Raw genomic sequence first — 22,989 nt, 5'->3', positions numbered from 1 at the left:
CGCGTTACGGGATCCAGCGCTCGCCGCGCCGGGCCCACGGGTTGTCGTCGGCGGAGGTGGGGACGGCGACGCGCGCCTCGCAGGTCGTCTTGACCGCGCCGTCCACGGTGAGCGACACGTCCAGCGTCACCCAGCCGCAGCCGGCGTCGTCGGTCGCGACGTCCTTGACGGTCGCGTTGAACGTCATCGGCGCGCCGGGGAACACCGGCGAGGTCATCCGGAACACCACGCGCCCGATCCGGGCGGCCGGCCCGGCCCAGTCGGTGATGTAGCGCTCGAACCAGGCGGCCTGGTTCGGGGTGTTGAGGAAGATGTCCGGGACGCCCTGGCGTTCCACCGCGAACTTGGAGTCGTGGTGCATCGGCCGCCAGTCGCGGGTGGCCATCGCGCCGAGGATGACGGTGGTGGCCGTGACGTCGTGGGTGAGTTCGGGCAGTGTGTCGCCGACGGAGACCCGGTCGAGGGTCAGCGTCGCGGTGGCGGCGGTCATGCGGACGCCTCCCTGCGGTAGCCGTAACCGGTGTAGGACTCGGTGCCGAGCAGCTCGCCGTTCTGGTTGTGGTACTCCACGTCGATCACCCAGAACCGGCCGACGCCCAGCTTGGTGCGCTTCTCGCCGCTGACCGACTTGAGGACCTGGCGGGACGTCACCACGTCGCCGACGCGCAGCGGCTCGTAGAAGACGTTGGTGTTGTCCGTCATGATCGCCTCGGGCAGCCCGAACCGCTTCTTCAGATCGAAGTGCACCTGGAGGGACAGCTGTTCGCCTTCGGCGCCGGGTGCCCAGTAGTGCGGGCGGGCGTATGCGGACAGCAGGCTCGGCGGCGAGATCGGTCCGCCGGTGATGTCCTCGGCGGCCTTCGGGTCCCAATAGATGGGATTGCCGTTGAAGACCGAGGCGCACGACGTCCACACGTAGCTCTGCTCGACGGGGAAGTCCGCGGTTTTCTCGTACTGGTACGCGCCGATCTGCGCGGCGACGTCCTCGGGGAGGGTGTCGTCCAGCGGCGTGTTGGTTGCGGTCATGCCACCACTCCCGATTCGCGTAGTTCGGTGATGCGCGCGGGGTCGAGCCCCGCTCCGGCGAGGAGTTCGTCGGTGTCGGTCACGCCGGACTCCCGCACCAGATACGGGTCTTCCTGCGCGACCATGCCCGCCAGCACCGCCCCGGTCTGCCGGAAGGTGCCGTGCGCGGGGTGCTTCGCGGTCGCGAACGCGCCGCGGGCCAGGAACTGTTCGTCGTCGACGAGTTCGCCGACCGACAGGACGCCGGAGACGCAGGTGTCGGCGGGCGCGAGTTCGGCAACCCACGTGTCCCGGTCCCTGGTGCGGAAGACCCGTGCCATGTCCCGGCGGATGTCGTCCTGCACCGCGTCGTCGTTCTGGTGCTCGGCCCACTGCGGCAGGCCGAGCAGCGTGCACAGGTTGGCCCAGAACCGCGGCTCGATCGCCGCGACGGCCAGCCACTTGCCGTCGCCCGCCTGGTACGTGTCGTAGCACGCGTACCGGCCGAGCAGGAGGTTGGAGCCGGTCTCCACGGTGGTCCCGGTCGCCAGGAACTCGTCGACGGACAGGGCCATGAGCGCCAGCACGCCGTCCGCGACGGAGACGTCCAAGTGGCGCCCCCGGCCGTCGGCTTGCCGGTGCAGCAGGGCCGCGAGGATCGCGATGACGGCGTGCATGCCGCCGCCCGCGCTGTCCGCGACCGTGGCGCCCGGGATCGGCGGCTTGCCGTCCGGGCCGGCCCCGGTGAGGGCGAGGAACCCGCCGGTGCCCAGGTAGTTCAGGTCGTGCCCGGCCTGCTGCGACTTGGGGCCGGTCCGGCCGAACCCGGACGTCGAGCAGTAGACGATGCCCGGGTTCGCCGCGGCGACCGCGTCGTACCCGATGCCGAGCCGGTCGACCACGCCGGGCCGGAAGCTCTCGATGACCACGTCGGCCTTCGCCGCCAGGGCGAGGAACGCGTCGCGGCCGTCGGGGGCCTTGATGTCGAGCAGGACCCGCTTCATGCGGCGGTGTGCGCTGTACGAGAAGAAGGGAGGTGCGATCTGCACGCCGCTCTTCGCCGGGACGGGGCCTACCTTCACCACGTCCGCGCCGTAGTCGGCGAGCCAGCGCGAGGCACGGGCCGCGGGGCCCACGCTCGCGAGATCCAGCACGGTGATGCCTTCGAGAAGCTCGCTCCCCATCAGCCGGCTCGTCAGAAGTTCTTCGGGAGTCCGAGCTTGCGACGGGAGATGATGTTCTTCTGCACCTCGGAGGTGCCGCCGCCGATGGTGTCGAGGACCGTGTAGCGGTACGTCGACTCGGCGCGGCCCTTCATGGGGGCTTCCTCGGTGCCGACCTTGAGCTGGGTGCCCGGTCCGCCGAGGTCCATCGACGCGTTGGCGAGGCGCTTGGACAGCTCGGTGGCGTAGAGCTTGTACTCGGACGCCTCGGTGGTGGGCGGCGGCCCCGGTTTGGTGGCCGCGTCCACGACGCGCAGGCCGAGCAGGCGGGCCACCTCGGCCTCGGTGGCGAGGGTGGCCATCTTCTGCCGGACCACCGGGTCGGCGGCGAGCGGCTCGTCGTCGCGGGTGGCCGTCTTGACGTAGTCCGTCAGCAGGTCGAGGCGCTGCGCGATGGGCGCGAACGAGAACATCGTGAAGCGTTCCAGGTCGAGGGCCTGGGATATGTACTGGAAGCCCTTGTTCAGCTCGCCCACGACGTAGTCGTCGGACACGAAGACGTCGTCGAAGAAGACGTCGTTCGTGCGCTCGTCGCCCATCGTCCAGATGCCGCGCACCGTGACGTTCGGGTGGTCGAGCGGCACCAGGAACAGCGTGATGCCGAAGTGCTTGGCCGCGTCCCAGTCGGTGCGCGCGCCGACCCAGTACCACTCGGCGAAGTGCGCCGAAGTGGTCCAGGTCTTCTGGCCGTTGAGGACCCAGCCGCCGCGCGCGTCGTCGCGGGTGGCGCGCAGCTTCATCGACGCGGCGTCCGAACCGGCCTCCGGCTCGGAGTAGCCGACCGCGAACTCCACTTCGTTGCGCAGGATCTTGGGCAGGAACTCGGCCTTGAGCTTCTCGCTTCCGACCGCGAGGAGCGTCTTGCCGATGATGCCCACACCCTTGCCGATCTGCGGGCCGCCGCGGCCGGCGAGGGCTTCGTTGAGGACGTACTCGTAGATCCCGTCGCCGTTCTGGCCGCCCCATTCCTCGGGCCAGGTGATGCCGAGCCATCCGCGGTCGGCGATCTTGCGCATGAAGGCGCGGCGGGCGGGGGTGTCGACGATCTGGGCCATGTTCTCCCGGGTGACGTCGAAGACCTCGGGATCTTGGTTCTCGTTGAGGAAGCGCTCTACTTCGTCGGCGAAAGAGCGCTGGTCGGCAGTCAGTTCAAAGTCCACGGCAACGCTCCTGAGGGCGCACGTGCAGGGACCGACGAGTGGTGCACGTACGCCGGTCACCACGGAAACCTGACGGACAGTCAGGTCAACGTAGCACCGGCCCAAGATCAAATACAGCGTCGCCGCATCGATCTTGGAAGAAAGATCGAAATGGCTCCGCGGAACCCCGCATTCCGCCGGGAGGACAATTCCGGACGCGGCAAGTCTGCGCGGTAGGCCGTTCGGGTAAGAGGTCTTAATGCCCGGGAATCGCGCCCGCCGTCCCGGGCGGACGATGCCGATCTGTGATCGCCGCCAGGTGTTGACCGCTCGTCGAACGGTGATCACCCTGAGTGTGGCGGCCTTCGAGCGAGGGGACGCCGAGGCGCCCCGGGTGCTCGGAGGATCCGGGGCCTCCTCGGCGAAGCGGGCCGCACAAACGCCGACCGCCCGGCGCCTCCGAGGAGGCACCGGGCGGGCTGCGGGTCTTGCCGTGTGGTTGTGGGGCGCGCGCTGCTACTTGATCGCGATCGGGTTCACCGGGGTGCCCACGCCGCCCTTGAACGGCTGCGGCGACGCGTCCAGCAGGAACTCGTAGACGCCGTCCGCCTTGCAGTCCGCGGCCAGCTCCTCGAGGTTCCAGTTCTGGCCCTGGAGCATGCCCATCTCGACGAGGTGGAGGGCGTGCACCGCCATGAAGCCTTCCTCCAGCTCGGGCGGGAAGACCTCGAACGTCACCGTGTCGTTGGCGACCGCGGCCACGTCGCGGGCGTGGAACCACTCGGGGCAGCGCACCGACAGGCCGGGGCCGTAGAAGTACATGTCCTTCTCGCCGGCGAAGTACTTGGTGATCTGGCCGGTGCGGACCAGCACGACGTCGCCCGCGCGGACCTTGACGCTGCCGAATTCCTCGGCGGCCTCCAGGTCGGCCGGGGTGACCGCGTACTCCGGGTCGAGGACGTCGACGCCCTTGGCGCCCGCGACGTCGAGCAGGACGCCACGTGTCACCAGCGTCTTGATGTTCTCGATGCCGAGGTTGACGGCGCCCTCTTCCGCGGTGACCGACTCCTTGGCGGAGAAGCCGTTGTAGAGGCGGTCCTCGTACGTGGCGTGCGTGAAGCCGTCCCAGTGGGTGCCCGCCTGGATACCCATCACGACCGAGTCGTCGCTGGTCGCGACGGTGCCCGGGCCGAAGACCTCGTGGTTGACGAGGAAGGTGGTGCGCTTGGGGTTGTCGCGGCCCGGGATCATGCCGTTCTGGATGCCGTCCTCGCGCAGCTCGACGGCGAGCGAGAAGCGCTTGCCGGTCTTGACGCAGGCGGCGGCGGCCTTGACGACCTCGTCGGTGATGAGGTTCATCGTCCCGAGCTGGTCTTCTTTGCCCCAACGCCCCCAGTTGTTGACGCGCTTGGCCAGTTCGTAGAACTCGGCGGGCAGTGGCATCGCGGACCTCCTGGGCGGGCCTGGCTGTGGGGTGCGGCACTCTACCCGTAGAAACTAACGTACCGTCAGATACTGTCGGGAGAGGCAGTTCTCACACGGGTCGATCACGGCGTCTGACCGTGGCGTCGATCTTGATACGGCGACCATGCTAAAGACCAACGAGGTCGTTGCACAGACCGCGCGGCGGACTGGGGCCGACCGGACCGAAGGGGCAGAACATGGGTGACTTCCTGACCGGCAAGGTCATCGCGGTGACCGGCGCGGGCCGCGGCATCGGCCGCGCGGTGGCGCTGGCGGCCGCCGCGCACGGCGCCAAGGTCGTCGTGAACGACTACGGCGTCGCGATGGACGGTTCCGAGCCGACCAGCGAGGTCGCCGACGCGGTCGTCAAGGAGATCGAGGCGCTCGGCGGCGAGGCCGTCGCGGTCGCCGACTCGGTCTCCTCCATGGAGGGCGGCGCGCGCATCGTCAACGCCGCGGTCGAGAACTGGGGCCGCATCGACGGTGTCGTCACCGTCGCGGGCAACCTGCGCGAGCGCATGCTGTTCAACATGACCGAGGACGAGTGGGACAGCGTCATCGCGACCCACCTCAAGGGCACCTTCACCGTCGTGCAGGCGGCGTCCAAGGTCATGAAGGCGCAGGGCTTCGGCTCGATCGTCGGCTTCACCTCGGGCGTGTACGCGCTCGGCTCGGTCGCGCAGGCGAACTACGCCGCGGCCAAGGGCGGCATCGTGTCGTTCATCCGCTCCGCCGCGCTGGGCCTCAACAAGTACGGCGTCAACGCGAACTGCGTCGCGCCGGTCGCCCGCACCCGCATGTCCGAGAACGTCCCGATGACCCTCAAGGAGATCGGCGACCCCGAGGACGTCGCGGAGCTGGTGGTCTTCCTGCTCTCCGACCACGCCAAGGAGATCACCGGCCAGGTGTACACCACCGCCGGCCCGAAGATCGCCCTGTGGGACCAGCCGCACGAGATCAAGTCGATGTACAGCGACGAGAAGTGGACGGCCGAGTCCATCGCCGCCACGCTGCCCACCGCGATCGGCCAGGACCCGATGCCGGTGCTCGCGCAGCTCAAGGAGTACGCCGCCGCGGCCGCCGCGAAGAAGGCCGCCGAGGCCGCCGCGCAGGGCTGACCCGCACTCCCGTAACGCGGATTCCGCGCCCGGTCGCCCCGCCCCGGTCCTGGGGCCGGGGCGGCCGGGCGGACCCGCGTATCCGCATCGTCAGAAGGTGTGACAACCGTGGACTTTCGCTACAGCGACGAGGATGAGGAGTTCCGGGCGGAAGTCCGCGAGTGGCTCCGCGAGAACCTCGCCGGCGAGTTCGCCGCCGCCGTCGGCACCGGCGGCCCGGGCAGCGAGCACGAGCACTTCGAGATCCGCCGCGCGTGGGAACGCCGCATGGGCGAAGGCGGCTGGATCGGCCTCGACTGGCCCAAGGAGTACGGCGGCCGCGAGGCCACCCTCATGCAGCAGGTGATCTTCGGCGAGGAGTACGCCCGCGCGAAGGCCCCCGGCCGCGTCAACCACATGGGCGAGAACCTCCTCGGCCCCACCGTCCTCGCCTTCGGCACCGACGAGCAGAAGGCCCGCTTCCTGCCGCCCATCGCCCGCGGCGAGGAACTCTGGTGCCAGGGCTATTCGGAGCCCGGCGCCGGGTCCGACCTGGCCGGGCTGCGCACCTCCGCCGTGCAGGACGCGGAGACGGGCGACTGGCAGATCAGCGGCCAGAAGGTGTGGACGTCGCTGGCCCACGAAGCCGACTGGATCTTCGTCCTGGCGCGCACCGAGGCCGGCTCGTCGCGGCACAAGGGCATCAGCTTCTTCCTCGCGCCGATGGACCAGCCGGGCATCGAGGTCCGCCCGATCGTCCAGCTCACCGGCACCAGCGAGTTCAACGAGGTGTTCTTCGACGGCGCCCGCGCCAAGAACGAGCACGTCGTCGGACAGCTGGGCCAGGGCTGGGGCGTCGCGATGGGCCTCCTGGCCTTCGAGCGGGGCGTCTCCACGCTCGCCCAGCAGATCGGCTTCGAACTCGAACTCCAGACGGTGATCGACGTCGCCAAGGCCAACGGCGCCATCGAGGACCCGGACCTGCGGGAACGCCTGCTCCAGGCCTGGATCGACCTGAAGGTGCTGCGCTGCAACGCGCTGCGCACCCTCGGCTCCCCGGACCCCGGCGCCCCGTCGGTCGCCAAGCTCGTGTGGGGCAACTGGCACCAGCGCCTCGGCACCCTCGCCATGGACGTGGGCGGCGCCGACGCCACGCTGGCCGCCGAGCTGCCGTACGAACTGACCGACGCGCAGCGCCTGTTCCTCTTCACCAAGTCCGACACCATCTACGGCGGGTCGAACGAGGTCCAGCGCAACATCATCGCCGAGCGCGTCCTCGGCATGCCCCGCGAACCCAAGGGAGAGTCCAAGTGACCGCCGCGCCTGCTTACGTCCCCGGCCACGGCCTGCTGGCCGGCAAGACCGTCCTGATCACCGCCGCGGCGGGCACCGGCATCGGGTTCGCCGCCGCGAAGAAGGCCGCCGAAGAGGGCGCCACGATCGCCATCAGCGACAAGCACGAACGCCGCCTGGGCGAGGCCGCCGACGAGCTGGCCAAGCTCACCGGCGCCCGCCCGCTCGCGGTGCCGTGCGACGTGACGGTCGAGGCGGACGTCCAGAACCTCGTGGACACCGCGGCCGCCGAGCTGGGCGGCATCGACATCCTCATCAACAACGCGGGTCTGGGCGGCCAGGTCGACCTGGTCGACATGACCGACGACCAGTGGAACCTCGTCCTGGACGTGACCCTCAACGGTACGTTCCGGATGACCCGCGCCGCCCTGCGCCACATGCAGCCGCGCGGCAAGGGCGTCATCGTCAACAACGCCTCGGTGCTGGGCTGGCGCGCGCAGAAGGGGCAGGCGCACTACGCCGCGGCGAAGGCCGGCGTGATGGCGCTGACCCGCTGCTCGGCCGTCGAGGCCGCGGAGTTCGGCGTCCGGATCAACGCGGTGGCCCCGAGCATCGCGATGCACGCGTTCCTGGCGAAGGCCTCCTCCGAGGAACTGCTGTCCTCGCTGAGCAGCGCCGAGGCCTTCGGCCGCGCGGCCGAGCCGTGGGAGGTCGCCAACGTGATGATCTTCCTGGCGTCGGACTACTCGTCGTACATGACGGGCGAGGTCGTGTCGGTGAGCAGCCAGCGCGCGTAGCTTTTGACGGGTGGACGCTCGGCTGGGGACCTCCCCAGCCGAGCGTTTCTCGTTACGTGCGGAGTGCGGTGAGGAACGCGCACCAGGCGGCGGGGGAGGCCTCGATGTGACCGCGATCGCGAGCCTTGGTGTCGCGGACGCCGGTAAGCGCTTCCAAGGGGGCGACTTCGACACAATCACCCTCGGGGTGCGTGTTCGAGTACGAAGACTTGCGCCAGTGGATCTGCTGCATGTTCACAGCTCTTGAATCCTTGTCTCGAGTCGAGCCTGCGTTTCTTCCGGCGACCAGGCCAAGCTGCGCATTCGTTCGAACTCGCGTCTGTGGCGCCGTACTTCGAGAGGCAGTTGGTATCCGACGATACCGGCCGAGTGTTCGAGGTAGGAGATGCTCGTGGCGTTCGCCGTGTAGTCGAGAAGGATGAGGCCGCCGCAGGTGAATGGCTCTTCGGCCAGCAGCGGGACAGCCTGAACGGTGACGTTCGGACGATGGCTCAAGTCGAGCACGTGCTGCAACTGCGTCAGCAAGACGCCGTAGCCGCCGACGGGTGAGATCAACAGGTTCTCGCCGATGACGGCATGGAACTGGGTGCCGGCGTCGAGGACATGCCGCCTCCGGACGCGGATGTCGACCAGCGCTTCCGCTTGGTCGGGATCGGGAACGTGCCGGGACTTGGAGAACAGGGCCGTTGTGTATGCGCGGCTCTGCAGGAGGCCCGGGTAGATCGACATGTTCGCCACGGAGATTCGTGAGGCCAGCGACTCGTGGGACAGGAACGCATCCATTGTGGCGGTCACAAGGCCGTCGTATTGCTCCCACCAGCGGCCCTCTTCGGTGCGCTCCATCAGCACGACGAGGTGGGCACGCTGCTCGTCGTTGGCTCGATACAGGTCCGCCAGTAGGTGCAGGTCGTGAATGGTGAGGGAGGCTTCGCCTCGTTCAAGGCGCACGATCTTGCTCTGACTCCAGTGGCAGGCGGCGCCGATGCGCGCCTGCGTGAGCTTGGCGGCTTCACGTAACCGCTTCAGCTCTGCGCCCAGTTCCCGCCGGGCGTAAGACGGTTCGCCGGCCATGGCCACTCTCCTCCCGAACCAATCCGCCCCCGCATCCTGCCCCAGGGTAGGCATCGGCGGCGATCTCGGATCACCAAAGAAGTAACTTTGGTCGAGTAGGTAGCGTGAATATATCCACGAGCCTTATGGTCCTTGCGTGAAGGGTTGATTACTCTCCGTGTGGGGGTTGGTATGTCTGTGTTGGGTGCCGGCTTACGGCTTGATCCGCGGGGGGCTCGTTGCCTGGTCGACCATCAGGTGGAGCCTGATGGCCGTGCCGCTCGGCACCTGCGGGGGGTCATTCGGGACCGGCTCGTGGTCGAGACCGTCGTTTCGGAGTCCGTCGCTGCCGACGCGGTGCTGATGATGCATGAGCTGATGGCGAACGTCGTCCTGCATGCGCGGGCTCGGGTGATGCGGGTGACGGTGGTGCTCCTCGACTCCGTCGGGGTGCTCATGGGGGTGGTGCAGGACGACGGTGTGGGGAGTGTCGTTCTTCCGTCCCGCTCCGAACTCGGCGACGCGTCGGGGGAGTCCGGGCGCGGTTTGGCCATCGTCGCCGCGCTCGCGGATACCTGCACCGTCACGCCGTACCGCGACGGAAAAGCCGTCTGCTGGGCCCTCGCCCTAACCCCCACCCACTTGTGAACTCGCTTTCCCCAAAGCTGCTTTCCGAATAGCGATTTCCCGAAGCAGCATGCGACCGCACGTAGGCGGGACGGTCCCTTCGGGGCTCCGCCCCGGGGCTCGGAGCGCATGCGACACGTGTCACCTGCCGACCGCCCCACACCCGACCTGATCTGCGGGAACGCGCCCCCGCCCCACCCCCGTCATGAGCACTGTCACAATCGAATGACTCATCGTCAGATGGGCGCTAGGTTGGGACAGAATCCCGCCGGACCGCCGTCGAAGAACGAAGCACCGGTCCGCACGAGGTGAATCAGCCCCACCACGGAGGAGAACTGGTGAAAGGCGTTCTGTTCGACGGCAAGGAAGCCCTGATTGTCGACGACCTCGAGGTCCGCGACCCGGGCCCGAACGAGGTGCTGGTGAAGATCGGCGCCGCCGGTCTCTGCCACAGCGACATCAGCGTCATCAACGGCACCATCCCCTTCCCGCCCCCGGTCGTCCTCGGCCACGAAGGCGCGGGCGTCGTCGAAGCGGTCGGCGAGCTGGTCACGCACGTCGCCCCCGGCGACCACGTCGCGCTGTCGACGCTCGCCTCCTGCGGCGCCTGCCGCCAGTGCGACCGCGGCCGCCCCACCATGTGCGCCAAGAGCTTCGGCGCGCTCAACCAGCCCTTCACCCGGGGCGGCAAGCCGGTCTACAACTTCGCCGGCCTCTCGGTCTTCACCGAGAAGATCGTCGTCAAGGGCGTTCAGGCGGTGAAGATCCCCAAGGACATCCCGCTGGCGTCCGCCGCGCTGATCGGCTGCGGCGTGCTCACCGGCGTCGGCGCCGTGCTCAACCGCGCCAAGGTGCAGCCCGGCGACACCGTCGCGGTCATCGGCACCGGCGGCATCGGCCTCAACGTGATCCAGGCAGCCAAGCTGGCCGGCGCGGTCAAGATCGTCGCAGTGGACGCGAACCCGGCCAAGGAAGCCGTGGCCCGCGAGTTCGGCGCCACCGACTTCGTCGACGCCAAGGCCGTGGACAGCTCCGTCGACGCGGTCAAGGCGATCGTGCCGGGCGGCGTCGACCACGCCTTCGAGTGCGTCGGCCACGTCGCGGTCATCCGCAACGCCATCGACATGCTCGGCTGGGCCGGCCAGGCGGTCATCCTGGGCGTCGCGCCGTCCGACGCCGAGGCGTCGTTCCACGTCTCCTCGATGTTCCTGGACAAGTCGATCATGGGCTGCCGCTACGGGTCGTCGCGCCCGCAGTACGACATCGCCCGGTACGCCGACCTGTACCAGACCGGCGCGATCAAGCTCGACGAACTGGTCACCCAGACCTACGCGCTGGACGACTTCCACCACGCGGTCGAGGACGCCGAGGCGGGCAAGGTCGCGCGCGGCGTCTTCGTGTTCTAAGGCTTCGGCAATAAACTCGGCAGGTTCCGCAGGGCGGTGGGCGCACGTGCACCCACCGCCCTGCGGCGTTCCCGATCAGCGGCGGGCGACCGTGCGCGAGCAGCGGCACCGCCGCACCGAACCAGTCCGGCTACGCGTGAGACTCCGCGGACCGAACCGGTCCGGCTGCGCGTGAGGCACCGGACCTGTCCGGCGGTGCGGGTGACACTCCACCGCACCGCACCCGCCCCTGCTATGCGCGACAGCACCCCCCGCTGCCACCCTCCCCCGCTGCTACCCTCCCGCGCTCCCAACCCCCCCCGCGCTGCCACCCGCCCCCGTCCCACTACGGCAACACCACCCCAGGACAACCGCACCCCCGTCCCCACCAGATCACTCCGAAACCCCGCCCCGCCCGATCCGATCATCCGACAGATCATGCCGCGCCCCGGATTGCCCGCCGGATGACCGAGTTCCACCGACTTGCCGGAACCCCGCGCGTCTCCGCCACTCCCGCTGCCACGCTCGGCCACGCCGTTCGCACCGTCATGACGGCCGGTACCCCCGGCCCGAGGCAGACGAGGAGTTCGCCGTGCCCCAACGCCCCGAGCACCGCCGCAGACGTCCCCGCTGGACCGCCGCGGTGGCCGCCGCCCTGCTCGCCGCCGCCCCGCTCACCGGCCTCACCGGCGGCACCGCGCAGGCCGCCGGAGGCATAGCCGACCGGGCCTATATCGCGGACAGCGCCGACGACACCCTGGCCGTCGTCGACACCACCTCGCACGGCATCGTCGGCTCGGTCCCGGTCGGTCACACCCCGGGCGCCGTCGCCGTCGACCCCGCCGGCACGCGGGTGTACGTCGCCAACCTGCTCGGCGACTCGGTGTCCGTCGTGGACGCCGCGAGCCGCACGGTCACCGCCACCGTGCCCGTCGGCGCGTTCCCCAACTCCCTCGCCGTCAACACCTCGGGCAGCCGCGTCTACGTGGTCGGCAGCAACGCGAACACGCTGTCCGTCATCGACACCGGCACCAACACGGTCACCGCCACCGTGCCCGTCGGCGTGTGGCCGAGCGCGGTCGCGCTGGACCCGACGGGGACGCGCGCGTACGTCACGAACTACGCCGACGCGACCGTCTCCGTCGTCGACACCGCCACGAACACCGTGACCGGCACCGTGCGGGTCGGAGCGGGCCCCTACGCGGCCGCCGTGCGCCCCGACGGCGCCCGCCTGTACGTCGCCAACGCGGACGACTCCACGGTGTCCGTCGTCGACACCGCCACCTTCGCCGTGACGGCCACTCCAGCGGTCGGCCAACTCCCGCACGCGATCGCGGTGAACCGCGCCGGAACCCGCGTCTACGCGGCGAACTACGCCGACGGCACGCTTTCGGTGCTCGACACCGCGACCAACGCGGTCACCGCCACGGTGCCCACCGTTGCCTCGCCGAGCGCGCTCGACGTCCACCCGTCCGGGAGCTTCCTCTACGTCGTGTCGGCCTCCGCCAACACCCTCGCCGTGGTGGATGCTTCGACCTACGCGACCACCGCCACCGTGCCCGCGGGCGGCACCCCGGCCGCCGTCGCGTTCGTCCCCGTGCTGCCGAAGGCCGATGTCGCCGTGGGGCTGACGGCGCAGGCGCCGGGGCTGATCCCGACCTACGTCGCGTACACCCTCACCGCGCGCAACAACGGCCCGTCCGCCGCGAACGGCACCACGGTCCGCACCGCCCTGCCCGCCGGCGCTGCCGCCACGAACCTGAGCACCGGCTGCACCGCGGTCGCCAACGTGGTCACCTGCACCTACCCCGCGCTGGCCAACGGCGCGACCGCCACATCGTCCTTCCGGGTCCCGCTCAACCTGCTGAGCCTCGGCCCGGTGAAGGCCACCGCGACCCGCACCGCGTCCTCGCCGACGGACCCGAACCCGGCGAACGACAGCGCGAGCGCGTCGTGCACGGTGGTGTCGGTGGTGTTGGCGTTCTGCTGACCGCAGCGCCGACACAGGTCTGACCCGGCATCAGAAAGCCGCGGCCGAGGGGGAGTTCCCCTTCGGCCGCGGCTTTCCGGCGTCGGCTTCTTTTCGCTTCGGCTTCTTCCGGCGTCGGCTCGTGTGTGCCGGTCAGGACTTCCCGGCGGCCATCTCCGCGGTCACATCACGCGTCTGCGACGCCGGCGGCGGCGTGGTGTCGACCTTCGTGCCCCACTTCGAGAACGTCGACGTCATCTCCATGTCGGCCTTCTCGCCGTCGGCCTCCAGGTGCATGACGATCTTCTGCTTGACCGGCAGGTTGTCGGCGCCGATCCACATGTCCATCTGCATGTCGCCCATACCGAGCTTGTCGTACTGCTTGACCAGCTTGTCGTACTCCTTCGCGGAAAGACCCATGCTGTCCGCGGAATTCTTCTGCAGCGTGGCCAGGTTCACCGTGCCGCTGTAGTGCGTCGTCTGCACACCGCCGACGGTCTCCTTGCCGACCTCGCGGATGTCGCCCGACTGCTGGAGCAGGGCGAGCTGCGACGCGGGATCGGACTGGTTGTCCTGTGCCTGGTCGAACATCTTCTGCAGCTTCGCACCCTGACCGGACTTGTCGGCCTTCGCGAGCGCGGCGATGTCGATCTTCGCCCACGGCTTGCCGCCGTTCTCGGCGGCCACCTTCGGACCCATGTTCATGTACATGACGTCCGGCGTCATCAGGTACTGGATGCTCGTCATGTCCGAGGGGTCGCCGCCGGCCTGCTCGATGAAAGACGGCTCGAACTTCATCGACATCCGGATCGCCAGCTCCGGCTTGTACTGCATTTGCGACGTCACGGTCATCATCGCTTGGCCGTCGATCTTCGTGGTCATCGTCGTCTGGAACGAGTTCGACGCGGAAAGCTTGCTGCGCGATTCGCCGAGCACCCCGGACAGCGCCTTGGCAGCGGGTCCGCGTCCGGTGCCGTCCGCCTTGGCGTCGCCCGACGCCGACGGGGCCGCCGACGGAGACGCGTCCTTCGCCGCATCGGCCGACTTCGAATCACTGCCGCTGGAGCAGCCCGTGGCCACGACGGCGAGGCAGAGGGCGCCTATGGCAGTTCCGACGGTGCGGTTGCGCATGTTCCGATCCCCCAAGGGAGCTGGGTAATGACTTGGTAAACCTAACAGGCGGGACAGGGCGGCGGATCATGGACTTCCCTCCATAAAACCTGAGGGAAAAGCCCCGTACCCGGGCGGTTGCGCTCCGCGATCCTGAGCGGGAAATCGACGCGATCGACACCGATCCATACGGGAGCAACGATGCCTTCCATCTCCGTACCGGGGTTGTTCCGGGGCCGCAAAGCCTGGGCCTGGCTGGCCGCCGGAATCGTCCTGCTGATCGTCCTCGTCAATGCGATGTCCGCCATCTTCGGCGGCATGGCGCGCACCAACGCCGGCGAGATCGGCGTGGTCCGCAACGGCGGACCGCTCGACAACAACAACATCCGCCAGGTGATGGACCCGAGCAGCGGGCTGACCTGGACCGGCCTGTACTCGTCCGTGCACAAGTACCCGGCGCAGCAGCGGTTTTACACGATCACCGCACAAGGCAGCGGCGACAAGCCCGGCGTCGACATCGTGCACGTGCCGTCGAGCGACGGCGTCGACATGGGCATCGAGGGGACGCTGTATTTCAACCTGAACCTCAAGCACGACGTCATCAAGCGCTTCGACGACAAGTTCGGAACGCGCAAGTTCACCCTCGGCAAAGACACTTACTACCCCTGGGACGGCGACAAAGGCTGGTCGGCGTTCCTCGACCAGATCATCCGCCCGGTGATCGACAACGACCTGCGCGTCCAGATCGGCAACTTCCGCTGCGCGGACCTGGTCAGCAGCTGCGCCCTCGTACAGAACTCCGCCGCGGTGCCCGGCCAGACCCCGGCCGCCGCCCCGCAGGCCAACGGCACCGCGAACAACAACAACATCAGCAAGATCCAGGACGCGATCAACACGAGCCTCGCCGCCGACCTGAAGGAGACCCTCGGCGACGAGTTCATCGTGAACCTGCGCTTCAACCTGGTCCGCATCACCATGCCGCAGAACGTCCAGGACGCGGTCAACAAGGCCCAGGCCGCCTACGCCCAGGTCTCCGAAATGCAGGCCAAGGCCGCCCAGTCCCAGGCCCTCGTCGCCCAGGCCCAGGCCGAAGCCCAAGCCAACGAGGCCCGCCAGAAGGGCTACACCGCCTGCCCGGCGTGCGCCCAGATAGACATCATGAAGTCCATCCCGCCGAACGTGACGACCTTCGCACCCGGACAGGGCTTCTCGATCACCGCTCCGGCGGCCGGCACCAAGCCGTAGCCCGGCCCGGCACCGGGCGGCCCGTCCCGGCTCGGCCGGGGCGGGCCGCGGCGTGTCCGGGGCCGGGACGCGCATAGGCCCCGGAGCGTCGGGCGCGTCCGGGGCCTACGGGATGGTGGAAGCGTAGCGCTCCCGGTTTCAGGCGTTCTGGGCGGGGTGCCCGAACTTGCCCTTGTAGAAGAGGAGGGGGCCGGCGTCGTCGCGCGGGGCTTCCAGCGCCTGGACGCGGCCGACGACGATCTCGTGGTCGCCGCCGTCCACGACCTGCTCCAGGGTGCAGTCGATGTAGGCGAGCGTGCCTTCGAGCAGCGGGGAGCCGGTGGCCGGAGCGGGCTTGTGGGCGACGCCGGCGAACTTGTCGGCGCCGCTGACCGCGAAGCCGCGGCACAGCTGCTCCTGGTCGTCGGCCAGCACGTTGACGCAGAACTTGCCGCCCGGCTGGATGCGCGGCCACGTGGTGGACGTCTTCGCGACGAAGAAGGTGACCAGCGGCGGGTCGAGCGAGAGCGACGAGAACGACTGGCAGGCGAAGCCCACCGGCTCGTCGCCGTCGTTCGCGGTGATGATGGTGACACCGCTGCAGAAGTGCCCGAGCACGTGCCGGAAAGCGGCGGGGTCGACGGCGGGTGCGTCGAGCTGGCCCATGGGGTCCTCGCAGGGGGTTCGTCGGCGACGCTGGGGAAATTGTCGGGAGAGATCCCGGAATGCCTCATACGTCGAAGTCGTCGTCTGGCGGTGCGACGACGCTATGCCAGCCAAAAACGGTGCGTCAATCAATACGCGACAGGGCGTGCGTCACACCTGACACGCAGTCAGTTGGCTTGTGCGGAAAGGGAATACGCGTATCCCTGGGGAAAATCGACGAGCCATTGTGGCGGTCGTCACGTGTCGATCGGGGCCAGGCCCGCGCCGCGGACGGCGCGGGCCTCGCTCGATGCGGGCCGCAAGGCCCGACGGGGGTCCGGAAGGCGCCTGAAGGCCCTCCAGGCCCCGGAAACCACCTGGGGGACTACCAGCCGTAGTACTCCGGCTTCCGGCGCTCCATGAGGCTCGCCACGCCCTCGTTCGCGTCGCGGGTGGTCATGTTCAGCTCGACCGAGTCCGCTTCCTCGCCGAACGCGGTCGCCCGGTCGCTGTCCAGCGAGCGGTTGACCAGGCGCTTGGTGATCGCGTACGCCCGGGTCGGACCGTTCGCCAGCCGCTCCGCCCACTCCTTGACGGTGGCCTGCAGCTCGTCGCCCGCGACGATCTTGTTGACCAGGCCGAGGCGCAGCGCCTCGTCGGCCGGCAGGTCGTCGGCGAAGAACATCAGTTCCTTGGCCTTCTGCGGCCCGATGAGGCGCGGCAGGATGTACGCCGTGCCGCCGTCCGGGATGAGGCCGCGGCGCGTGAAGATCTGGATGAACTTCGCCGTGTCGGCGGCCACGACCAGGTCGCAGGCCAGCGCGAGCGCCATGCCGTAGCCCGCCGTGGTGCCGTTGACCGCCGCGATGACCGGCTTCTCGCAGTCCAGGATCGCGGTGGTGAGGCGCAGCACGCCGGTCTTCATCATGCGCGACGCGTAGCCGGTCGGCCGGGCGGGCGGCTTCGGGGTGCCGTCGTCGGTCTCCTCGGCGGCGGCGAGGAGCGACTTGGTGCCGGGAGAGCTGCGCAGGTCCATGCCGGTGCAGAAGTGCTTCTCGCCCGCCGCGCCGAGGACGACCGCGCGGACCGACTCGTTCGCCGACGCCTCGCCGAGCAGCGTGATGATCGTTTCGCGCTGGTCCCAGGTGATCGCGTTGCTCGCCTTGGGGCGGTTCAGCGTGATCCACAGGACGCCGTTCTCGACGCGGTGCAGGAGTTCGGGCTCGGTGGCTTCAGGCGTGGTGCTCAAGGAAGCGTTCCTCTCGGGCGGGTGGGGCGGGTCGCTGTCCCGGACTCGGGATCAGCGCGGTCGGGATCGGCGCGGTCGGGATCGGGGCCGCTCGGGGCCGCCGGAGCGTGTCAGCGGGGGATCGCCAGCGCGTCCAGGGCGACCGTGCCGCCGCCGCGCGGCATGACCATCAGCGGGTTGATGTCGAGTTCGGCGAGGTCGTCGCCGAGTTCCAGGGCCATGCGCTGGACCCGCATGACCACGTCGACGAGCGCGTCGAGGTCGGCGGGCGGCTGGCCGCGCATGCCTTGCAGGCACTTGAGGCCGCGCAGTTCGCCGAGCATACGGCGGACCTCGTGGGGGCCGAAGGGCGGCACACCGATGGCGATGTCGTCGAACACCTCGACGAAGATGCCGCCGAGTCCCACCGTGACGGTGGGGCCGAACAGCTCGTCGTGGGAGATCCCGACGACCATCTCGACGCCCTTGTCGACCTGCTGGCAGACCAGCACGCCTTCCAGCCGCCCGGCGCCGTTGTCGCGGGCCGCGTCGACGATCTCGCGGTACGCGTCGCGGACCTGGCTGGCCGAGCGCAGGCCGAGCTTGACCAGGCCGAGGTCGCTCTTGTGCGGCAGTTGCGGAGCGCACGCCTTCATGACCACCGGGTAGCCGATGAGCCCGGCGGCGCGGACCGCGGCGGCCGCCGAGGTGACGAGCTGTTCGCGCGGGACACGGATGCCGTAGGTGCGCAGCAGTTGCTTCGCGGAGTGCTCGGACAGCGGCTTCCCGGCGGTGAGCAGGCGCCGCGCCTTGGCCGCCGCGGGGGAGGCGGTACGGGCGACGTCGTCGAACGGGGAGTCGTAGTTGTCGCGGAACCGGTGGTAGTCGAAGTACGCCTTGAGCGCGGTGACGCAGTTGCCGAAGGTACGGAAGACAACGATCCGGTTCGATTTGAGCAGGATGTCACGGTAGGCCGATTCGTCGCCGACCGGCGATCCCCAGATCACGCATACGACCTTGTCGGTCGCCTCCGCCGCGTCGACCAGGTCCTGGGCGAGCTTGTCGCTCATGGGCGGGAAAGCCCCGGTGATCGGACAGACGAGCACGCCGATGTTCGGGTCGGCGAGGATGGCGTCGATGATCTTGCGGCCGCGCTCGTCGCCGGCCGGGTGGCCGCCGTTGTCGACCGGGTTCGAGATGGTCAGGTACCCGGGGATCCACTCGCGCAGCGACTCCTGCGTGGTGGCGGCGAGTGGCGGCAGTTCGAGGCCCGCGGCGGCGGACAGGTCGGCCATGTGCGCGCCGGTGCCGCCGGAAATCGAGTACACGCAGACGCCGTTCGCCTTCGGCCGGTCGGCGCGGGCGAACAGCTGCGACGTGTCGATGAGTTCGTCGAGTCCGTCGACGCGTGTCACCCCGAACTGGCGGAACACCGCGGACGCGACGCGGTCCTGGCCGGTGAGCTTGCCGGTGTGCGACGCGGCCATCTGCGCGCCGGCCTCGCTGCGGCCGACCTTGACCATCACGATCGGCTTGCGCTGCTGCGCGGCGTAGTCGGCGGCGAGGGCGAACGTGCGTCCGTCCTTGAAGCCTTCGATGTACGCGGCGATCACGCCGACCTCGGGCTGGTCGGCGAAGTACCGGATGAAGTCCGCGGTTTCCAGGTCGGCTTCGTTGCCGACCGGGGCCCAGTGCGAGACCCGGATGCCGATGTCCTGTGCCGCGAAGACCGGGCGGCCCTGGTGCCCGCTCTGCGTGATGAGCGCGATGGAGCGGCCTTCCAGGTCCTCGCGGAACTCCTCGAAGGCGTTGAGGTTGGTGTTCGGCCCGAGGAGCCGCAGCGGGCCGCCCGAGGTGAGCTCGGCGAGCCGCTGCTGGGCCTCGGCGCCGGCCGCGCCGGATTCGGCGAAGCCGGCCGCGAACACCACCGCGAAGGAGACTCCCGCCGCGGCGAGGTCGGCGAGCACCTCCTGCGGGTCGCCCACCAGGATGACCGCCAGATCGACCACTTCGGGGACCGACGCGATATCGGGGTGGCATGCCTGGCCGCCGATGGTCGCGTGCTTCGGGTTCACCGGGAACATCCGCGCGCCCACGCGCTCGGACCAGGCCCGCAGTTGGGCGGTGATACGGGCGCCGGGGCGCCCCTCGGTGTCGGAGGCGCCGATCACGGCGACGGTACGCGGCCGGAAGAACCGGTCGAGGTCGGCGGGGCGCAGTTGCAGCGGCCTGCCGGTGAGGTCGACCGGGAGGGTCTGGTCGACGGAGCGTATCGGGGTGGTTGCGGAACCGGTACGGGCGTGTCCCGGAGCGTGCTGTTCCCTGCTGTCACGAAGCATCGTCTGGCCCGTCCCTCGTCTTTCGATCCATCAGTGAATCATCTGACCTGACGGTCAGTCAGTTAGCTTGCTGATGGGACGTCAGGACTGTCTAGCGTCTCATCCCCCCGTGGTCGCGTATTTCTGTCCGATCATGGGGATTTCTGCTGACTTGGTCAATGTTTCTCGGAGAAACCGCCGGTCAGCGGGGTGATCCCGACCGAACGGTAGGTACGCCGTTTGGTGGGCCCCATGGTGCGGGGTGGTGCGGGGTGGTGCCGTCTTGCCACGTTCCGTGCCGTGCTCTGCCGTGCTTTGCCGTTCCGTGCCGTGCTCTGCGTGCTATGCCGTGCGGTGCGCGCCCGGTCCGGCTCAGATGTCGCCGGCGGTGCGCTCGCGTGCGGCCAGCGCCTTGCGGTCGATCTTGTCCATGCCGGTGAGCGGCAGCTCGTCGACGATCCGCAGCGCCTCGGGCAGCTTGTAGGCGGCGAGGCGCGGGCCCGCGAACTCCCTCAGGTCCTCCAGCGTCGGCGTGGGCGTGCCCGCGCGGGGCACCACGACCGCCACGCCGATCTCGCCCATCACCGCGCTGGGCCGCGGGGTCACCGCGACGGACGCGACGGACGGGTGGGCGAGCAGGACGGACTCGACTTCCAGCGGGAAGACGTTGTACCCGCCGCGGATGTACATGTCCGAGATGCGGCCGGTGATCCGCAGGCAGCCGTCCTCGCCGATCCGGCCCAGGTCGCCGGTGCGCAGCCAGCGGTCCGGGTCGAGTGCCTTGGCGGTGTCCTCGGGGTTGCGCCAGTAACCGGCCATCACGGACGGTGCCCGCAGGCAGATCTGCCCGGCCTCGCCCTGGGTCAGCACCGCGCCCGTCTCCGGGTCGCGGATCTCCAGCTCGGTGCCCGGCCGCGGCCGGCCCACCGTGTGCAGGGCTTCCTCCTCGGGAGCGTCGAACGCGGTCAGCGTGCCCAGGCCGCCCGACTCGGTCATCGAGTACCGGATCGAGTAACCCGCGCCGAACCGCTCGCGGGCCTCGCGCACCACCGGCGCGGGGGAGGGGCCCGCGCCCACGATGAGGCCCTTGACGTGCGAGAAGTCGTACGTGTCGAACTCCGGCCGGCGCAGCAGCAGCGACACCTGCGCGGCCACGCCGCCGATGTACGGGATCCGCTCGCGCGCGACGATCCGCAGCGCGTCCTCCGCCCGCCAGCGCCCCAGCAGGTGCATCGTGGCGCCGAGCTTGAGGTAGCCGGCCAGCTTGGTCATGAAGCCGACGTGCGGCAGCCCGGTGGCGACCAGCTGCGGGCCGCCTTCGCCCCACCGGCCGCCGGTGTCCATCTCGGTGATCGCCGCGATCTGCCGCGACGTGAACAGCGCCCCCTTGGGGGTGCCGGTGGTCCCGGACGTGAACACCACCGTCTCCGGCAGGTCGGGGTCGTCGACCCCGGTGACCCGCGGCACCGGCGGGATCGCGTCGGTGCGCAAGTCGCGCCACACCTCGGCGGCTTCCTTGGCCGGCGTGCACAGCAGGAGTTCCGGGCCCGACGGCACGCCCTCGGCCAATTCCTCGGTGGCGATGACGAGTTCGGGCCGCGCCTGGGTGAGCACCTTGGCGCGTTCGGCGGCCATGTACCGCGGGCCGACGCCGGTCGTGACGGCGCCCAGCCGGGCGAGCGCGAGGTACGCGACCACGTACTCGGGCCCGGTCGGCAGCACGAGGGCCGCCAGGTCGCCCGCCCGCACGCCGCGCTGCGCGAACCCGGCGGCGACCTGGTCGGTCAGCGCGTCGAGCCCCGCGTACGTGAAGGCGGTGCCGCCCTGGACCAGCGCACGCCGCTCCGGAAAGCGTCGTGCGGCCTCCCGCAGGACTGCGGCGACTACGGTCATCAGGACCCTCCTGCCTGGCTTCGCCTTCGAGGACAGCACGGATCGGGTGCGGCGCACCACGGTCCGAGAGTGTGACGAAGGCGATGTTCGCATGATTTGACGGTGTGTCAGATACTGGTCCTCCGACCGCGGATCGGCAATGGGGCCGGTCGCGAGCCGCAGTCCGGACTCAGGCAGGGAGCAGGGCAATGGACGTCGAGTTCAGCGAGGAGCAGCAGGAGATCCGCAGGGCTCTCCGCGACGCACTCGACAAGCAGAGCGACTCTCCGGCCGTCCGTGCCGCGATGGCGACCGAGCACGGCTACGACGCCAAGGTGTGGCGCCGGCTGTGCGACCAGACCGGGCTCGCCGGCCTCGGCATCCCCGAGGAGTACGGCGGCGTCGGCTTCGGCTTCACCGAGGTCGTGATCGCGCTGGAGGAGATGGGCCGGGCGCTGTTCCCGTCGCCGTTCCTCGCGTCGTCGGTGATGGCCGCGTCCGCGCTGCTGCACGGCGCCGACGAGGGGGCCCGCACCGAGTACCTGCCGGGGATCGCCGAGGGCTCGCTGCTCGCCGCTCTCGCGCTCGCCGAGCCGGGCACCCGTGACCTGGCCGCCATCGCCCTGCCCGCCACCGCGACGGCGGACGGCGGCTACCGGCTGGACGGCGTCAAGACGCACGTGGTCGACGGGGCGCTCGCCGGGCTGATCCTGGTCGCCGCGCGCCTCGACGGCGAGACGGCGCTCTTCGCGGTGGACGCGGACGCCGCCGGGCTGACCCGCACCGCGCTGCCGGTGCTCGACCAGACGCGCCGTCAGGCCCGGCTGGACTTCGCGGACACCCCGGCGCGGCTGCTCGGCACGCCGGGTGCGGCGACCGAGAAGGCGCTGGAGCGGGTGCGGCAGCTGACCGAGGTGGCGATCGCCGCGGAGTCGGTCGGCGGCGCCGCGCGGTGCCTCGACATGACCGTCGAGTACAGCAAGATCCGCGTGCAGTTCGGCCGCGCGATCGGTTCGTTCCAGGCGCTCAAGCACCGCTGCGCGGACCTGTACGTGGCGCTGGAGACCTCCCGCTCGGCGCTCTACTACGCCGCCTGGGCAGCCGCCGAAGCGGAGGCCGCGGGCCTCGACGTCGACCCGGCCGCGCCCGGCGCCGGCGAGCTGGCGCTGATGGCCCCGCTCGCGACGACGCAGGCCACCGCCGCCTACCGGCACTTGGCCGAGGAGGCCATCCAGCTGCACGGCGGCGTCGGCTTCACCTGGGAGCACGACGTCCACCTGTACCTGAAGCGCGCCACCACGTCGGCCCTGCTGTTCGGTCCGCGGACCCGCCAGCGGGAGCGCATCGCCGCCCTGGCCGGGATCTGACGCCGGGAAATCCACACGGGTCCAAAAACGGACGAACCGGGTGGTTTCACATGAAACCACCCGGATGGCGGGGGAGTGGAATGCTGCCCTCCCGCCGCGTGCGTGCGACCCGCCCGAGGACGGTGCGGTGGTGTGCCGGATCCTCGCGGGCTCGCCCCGGTCATGCGGACCTCGTC

General features: G+C 69.9%; 20 protein-coding genes. 8 read left to right on the top strand and 12 right to left on the bottom strand.

Annotated elements, in window-relative coordinates; genetic code table 11:
- Positions 1 to 4 precede the first annotated feature (4 nt).
- The 5 genes from ABEA93_RS27755 to ABEA93_RS27735 form a co-directional block, all read right to left on the bottom strand.
- Complete coding sequence (locus ABEA93_RS27755; protein ID WP_345678538.1) at positions 5 to 490, bottom strand: hotdog family protein; 486 nt, start codon at positions 488 to 490, stop codon at positions 5 to 7.
- Entirely contained in the window at positions 487 to 1,026 is a 540-nt protein-coding gene (locus tag ABEA93_RS27750) for an FAS1-like dehydratase domain-containing protein (protein ID WP_345678537.1), read from the bottom strand. The genes ABEA93_RS27755 and ABEA93_RS27750 overlap by 4 nt, the downstream gene beginning before the upstream one ends.
- Entirely contained in the window at positions 1,023 to 2,189 is a 1,167-nt protein-coding gene (locus ABEA93_RS27745) for a CaiB/BaiF CoA transferase family protein (protein ID WP_345678536.1), read from the bottom strand. Before ABEA93_RS27745 ends, ABEA93_RS27750 begins: the two co-directional genes overlap by 4 nt.
- Before the next feature lie 11 nt (positions 2,190 to 2,200).
- On the bottom strand, positions 2,201 to 3,388 hold the full coding sequence (locus tag ABEA93_RS27740) for an acyl-CoA dehydrogenase family protein (RefSeq protein ID WP_345678535.1): 1,188 nt from the start codon (positions 3,386 to 3,388) through the stop codon (positions 2,201 to 2,203).
- Positions 3,389 to 3,883: 495 nt separating this feature from the next.
- Entirely contained in the window at positions 3,884 to 4,810 is a 927-nt protein-coding gene (locus ABEA93_RS27735) for a cyclase family protein (RefSeq protein ID WP_345678534.1), read from the bottom strand.
- Positions 4,811 to 5,028: 218 nt separating this feature from the next.
- Between ABEA93_RS27735 and ABEA93_RS27730 the strand changes: the two genes are divergently transcribed.
- The 3 genes from ABEA93_RS27730 to ABEA93_RS27720 all read left to right on the top strand — a co-directional run bounded on the left by ABEA93_RS27730 (position 5,029) and on the right by ABEA93_RS27720 (position 8,018).
- Complete coding sequence (locus ABEA93_RS27730) at positions 5,029 to 5,949, top strand: SDR family oxidoreductase (protein WP_345678533.1); 921 nt, start codon at positions 5,029 to 5,031, stop codon at positions 5,947 to 5,949.
- 108 nt (positions 5,950 to 6,057) lie between these two features.
- Positions 6,058 to 7,242: an acyl-CoA dehydrogenase family protein gene (locus ABEA93_RS27725; protein WP_345678532.1), complete on the top strand. Its 1,185-nt coding sequence runs from the start codon at positions 6,058 to 6,060 to the stop codon at positions 7,240 to 7,242.
- The gene (locus ABEA93_RS27720; RefSeq protein WP_345678531.1) at positions 7,239 to 8,018 is read left to right on the top strand and encodes an SDR family oxidoreductase; all 780 of its coding nucleotides are present in this window, start codon (positions 7,239 to 7,241) and stop codon (positions 8,016 to 8,018) included. The genes ABEA93_RS27725 and ABEA93_RS27720 overlap by 4 nt, the downstream gene beginning before the upstream one ends.
- Before the next feature lie 52 nt (positions 8,019 to 8,070).
- On the opposite strand, the gene ABEA93_RS27715 is transcribed toward ABEA93_RS27720, so the two are convergent.
- On the bottom strand, positions 8,071 to 8,250 hold the full coding sequence (locus ABEA93_RS27715; RefSeq protein WP_345678585.1) for a DUF397 domain-containing protein: 180 nt from the start codon (positions 8,248 to 8,250) through the stop codon (positions 8,071 to 8,073).
- A 2-nt stretch (positions 8,251 to 8,252) separates the two neighbouring features.
- Positions 8,253 to 9,089: a helix-turn-helix domain-containing protein gene (locus ABEA93_RS27710; protein WP_345678530.1), complete on the bottom strand. Its 837-nt coding sequence runs from the start codon at positions 9,087 to 9,089 to the stop codon at positions 8,253 to 8,255.
- Between the two features lie 171 nt (positions 9,090 to 9,260).
- Here ABEA93_RS27710 and ABEA93_RS27705 point away from each other — a divergent pair, with 171 nt between their 5' ends.
- The 3 genes from ABEA93_RS27705 (at position 9,261) to ABEA93_RS27695 (ending at position 13,070) form a co-directional block, all read left to right on the top strand.
- Positions 9,261 to 9,716: an ATP-binding protein gene (locus tag ABEA93_RS27705; protein ID WP_345678529.1), complete on the top strand. Its 456-nt coding sequence runs from the start codon at positions 9,261 to 9,263 to the stop codon at positions 9,714 to 9,716.
- A 317-nt stretch (positions 9,717 to 10,033) separates the two neighbouring features.
- Entirely contained in the window at positions 10,034 to 11,101 is a 1,068-nt protein-coding gene (locus ABEA93_RS27700) for a Zn-dependent alcohol dehydrogenase (protein ID WP_345678528.1), read from the top strand.
- A gap of 571 nt (positions 11,102 to 11,672) precedes the next feature.
- A complete protein-coding gene (locus ABEA93_RS27695) occupies positions 11,673 to 13,070 on the top strand; it encodes a YVTN family beta-propeller repeat protein (RefSeq protein WP_345678527.1) in 1,398 nt (465 codons plus the stop codon).
- Positions 13,071 to 13,202: 132 nt separating this feature from the next.
- On the opposite strand, the gene ABEA93_RS27690 is transcribed toward ABEA93_RS27695, so the two are convergent.
- The gene (locus ABEA93_RS27690; RefSeq protein ID WP_345678526.1) at positions 13,203 to 14,180 is read right to left on the bottom strand and encodes an SCO4651 family lipoprotein; all 978 of its coding nucleotides are present in this window, start codon (positions 14,178 to 14,180) and stop codon (positions 13,203 to 13,205) included.
- Between the two features lie 180 nt (positions 14,181 to 14,360).
- On the opposite strand from ABEA93_RS27690, the gene ABEA93_RS27685 reads away from it, so the two are divergent.
- Positions 14,361 to 15,404 (top strand): SPFH domain-containing protein, encoded by a 1,044-nt coding sequence (locus ABEA93_RS27685; protein WP_345678525.1) that lies wholly within the window; start codon positions 14,361 to 14,363, stop codon positions 15,402 to 15,404.
- Between the two features lie 138 nt (positions 15,405 to 15,542).
- Here the strand turns inward: ABEA93_RS27685 and ABEA93_RS27680 are convergent, their stop codons facing one another.
- The 4 genes from ABEA93_RS27680 to ABEA93_RS27665 form a co-directional block, all read right to left on the bottom strand.
- Positions 15,543 to 16,049: a flavin reductase family protein gene (locus tag ABEA93_RS27680; RefSeq protein ID WP_345678524.1), complete on the bottom strand. Its 507-nt coding sequence runs from the start codon at positions 16,047 to 16,049 to the stop codon at positions 15,543 to 15,545.
- 364 nt (positions 16,050 to 16,413) lie between these two features.
- Positions 16,414 to 17,277 (bottom strand): enoyl-CoA hydratase/isomerase family protein, encoded by an 864-nt coding sequence (locus ABEA93_RS27675; protein WP_345678523.1) that lies wholly within the window; start codon positions 17,275 to 17,277, stop codon positions 16,414 to 16,416.
- 110 nt (positions 17,278 to 17,387) lie between these two features.
- Positions 17,388 to 19,595 carry an acetate--CoA ligase family protein gene (locus ABEA93_RS27670; RefSeq protein WP_345678522.1) on the bottom strand — a complete coding sequence of 736 codons (2,208 nt, stop codon included), beginning with the start codon at positions 19,593 to 19,595 and terminating at the stop codon, positions 17,388 to 17,390.
- Positions 19,596 to 19,946: 351 nt separating this feature from the next.
- Positions 19,947 to 21,467 carry a class I adenylate-forming enzyme family protein gene (locus ABEA93_RS27665; RefSeq protein ID WP_345678521.1) on the bottom strand — a complete coding sequence of 507 codons (1,521 nt, stop codon included), beginning with the start codon at positions 21,465 to 21,467 and terminating at the stop codon, positions 19,947 to 19,949.
- Between the two features lie 188 nt (positions 21,468 to 21,655).
- Between ABEA93_RS27665 and ABEA93_RS27660 the strand changes: the two genes are divergently transcribed.
- Entirely contained in the window at positions 21,656 to 22,813 is a 1,158-nt protein-coding gene (locus ABEA93_RS27660; RefSeq protein ID WP_345678520.1) for an acyl-CoA dehydrogenase family protein, read from the top strand.
- The last annotated feature ends 176 nt before the right edge of the window (positions 22,814 to 22,989 follow it).

The organism is Yinghuangia aomiensis (assembly GCF_039542225.1).
In the GTDB taxonomy this organism is placed as follows: domain Bacteria; phylum Actinomycetota; class Actinomycetes; order Streptomycetales; family Streptomycetaceae; genus Yinghuangia; species Yinghuangia aomiensis.
Note: the sequence above shows the minus strand (reverse complement) of the source record. Positions and strands in the feature narration are given on the sequence as shown.